The 2301-nt window shown below is 74.3% G+C and carries 2 protein-coding genes; both read left to right on the top strand.

Annotated features, from left to right (window positions below):
• The first annotated feature begins 226 nt into the window (after positions 1–226).
• Positions 227–1534 (top strand): histidinol dehydrogenase, encoded by a 1308-nt coding sequence (gene hisD, locus AB0J52_RS36950; RefSeq protein ID WP_500187558.1) that lies wholly within the window; start codon positions 227–229, stop codon positions 1532–1534.
• On the top strand, positions 1531–2301 hold a 771-nt coding region (locus AB0J52_RS36945; protein WP_500187557.1), incomplete at its 3' end, for a histidinol-phosphate transaminase. The genes hisD and AB0J52_RS36945, both read left to right, overlap by 4 nt.

Raw genomic sequence — 2301 nt, 5'->3', positions numbered from 1 at the left:
CGACCACCCGCCGATCGCGGGCCGCCGCGGCCGCAGTGATCATCCCTGGCTACCGCCGGGGTCACTCTTCCGTTCGGGAAGAAACCGCCCGAACCACCGCAACTTCGGGCGTTCCCTTTCGCCCGCGCCGCCCGCGCACCCCGGCGCCGCGCGGGATTTGCGTGCCGCGAGTCTCGGCTGGCGAGACGGTGCTTCGTGGTTTGGACGCACTCCGTAGACTGGACGGGTGATCTCCCGTATCGATCTGCGCGGCTCGCTCCCCGGCGACCTGCGCTCCGTGCTGCCCCGCGCCGAGCTCGACGTCGAGGCCGCCCTTGAGAAGGTGCGGCCCATCTGCGAGGACGTGCGCCATCATGGGGCCGCGGCCGTACGGGAGTACACCGAGCGGTTCGACGGCGTGAGGCTGGAGCGCACCCGCGTCCCGGCCGAGGAGATCGACCGGGCCCTCGCCGAACTCGACCCGGCCGTCCGGGACGCGCTGGAGGAGTCGATCCGCCGTGCCCGCATGGTCCACCGCGACCAGCGCCGCACCGACACCACCACCCGGGTCGTCCCCGGCGGAACCGTCACCGAGAGGTGGGTCCCGGTGGGCCGCGTCGGCCTGTACGTGCCGGGCGGCCGCGCCGTGTACCCGTCCAGCGTCGTGATGAACGTCGTCCCGGCGCAGGAGGCCGGGGTCGGCTCGCTCGCGGTCACCTCGCCCGCGCAGAAGGAGTTCGGCGGCCTGCCGCACCCGACGATCCTCGCGGCCTGCGCGCTGCTCGGGGTGGACGAGGTGTACGCGGCCGGCGGCGCGCAGGCGGTCGCGATGTTCGCCCACGGCACCGAGGAGTGCCCCCGCGCCGACCTGGTCACCGGCCCCGGCAACATCTGGGTCGCGGCGGCCAAGCGGCTGCTCAAGGGCGTGATCGGCATCGACTCCGAGGCCGGCCCGACCGAGATCGCGGTGCTGGCCGACCGCACCGCCGACCCGGTGCACGTCGCCGCCGACCTGATCAGCCAGGCCGAGCACGACGTGCTCGCCGCGGCCGTCCTGGTCACCGACTCGGTCGAGCTCGCGGACGCGGTCGAGGCCGAGCTCGCGGTCCAGGTGGGCCGCACCAAGCACGCCGAGCGGATCACCGAGGCGCTCGCCGGCCGCCAGTCCGGCATCGTCCTGGTGGACGACGTCGAGGCGGGCCTGCGGGTCGTCGACGCCTACGCCGCCGAGCACCTGGAGATCCAGACCGCCGACGCCGACGCGGTCGCCGCGCGGGTCCGCAACGCGGGCGCGGTCTTCGTCGGGGCGTTCGCGCCCGTGTCGCTGGGGGACTACCTGGCGGGCTCCAACCATGTCCTGCCGACCGGCGGGTGCGCCTGCCATTCGTCCGGCCTGTCGGTCCAGTCGTTCCTGCGCGGCGTCCATGTCGTGAAGTACGACGAGGCCGCCCTCGCGGACGCCACCGCGCGCGTGGTGACGCTCGCCGAGGCCGAGGACCTGCCCGCCCACGGGGCCGCGATGAAGGCCCGCTTCGACTGGGAGATCCCTTCGTGACGTCCCTCTCCGACCTCCCGATCCGCGACGACCTGCGGGGCCGGGAGCCCTACGGGGCACCCCAGCTGGACGTCCCGGTCGCGCTGAACACCAACGAGAACCCCTACCCGCCGTCCGAGCCGCTGGTGAAGGCGATCGGCGAGGCCGTCATGGACGCCGCGGGCGGCCTCAACCGCTACCCGGACCGCGACGCCGTCGCGCTGCGCGAGGGGCTGGCGGCGTTCCTGAACTCCGACACCCCCGGCGCGGGCCTGACCGGCCGCCGGGTCTGGGCGGCGAACGGCTCCAACGAGATCATCCAGCAGATCCTCCAGGCGTTCGGCGGCGCCGGCCGGACCGCGCTCGGCTTCGAGCCGTCCTACTCGATGCACCCGATCATCACGGAGGTCACCGGCACCCGCTGGATCGACGCCTCCCGCGACGCCGACTTCGGGCTCGAACCCGAGGCCGCGGTGCGGGCCGTCCGCGAGCACCGCCCGGACGTCGTCTTCCTGACCTCCCCGAACAACCCGACCGGCACCGCGCTGCCGCTCGCCGCGATCGAGGCCGTCCTCGACGCCGCGCCCGGCATGGTCGTGGTGGACGAGGCGTACGCCGAGTTCCGCCGCGCCGGGACGCCGTCCGCGCTGACCCTGCTGGACGGCCACCCGCGGCTCATCGTGACCCGGACGATGTCCAAGGCGTTCGCGATGGCCGGCACGCGCCTCGGCTACCTCGCCGCCGATCCGGCGGTGATCGACGCGCTGCTGCTCGTCCGGCTGCCGTAC

The organism is Spirillospora sp. NPDC049652, assembly GCF_040675125.1.
Classification (GTDB): domain Bacteria; phylum Actinomycetota; class Actinomycetes; order Streptosporangiales; family Streptosporangiaceae; genus Spirillospora.
This window is presented reverse-complemented; position numbering and strand designations above follow the sequence as displayed.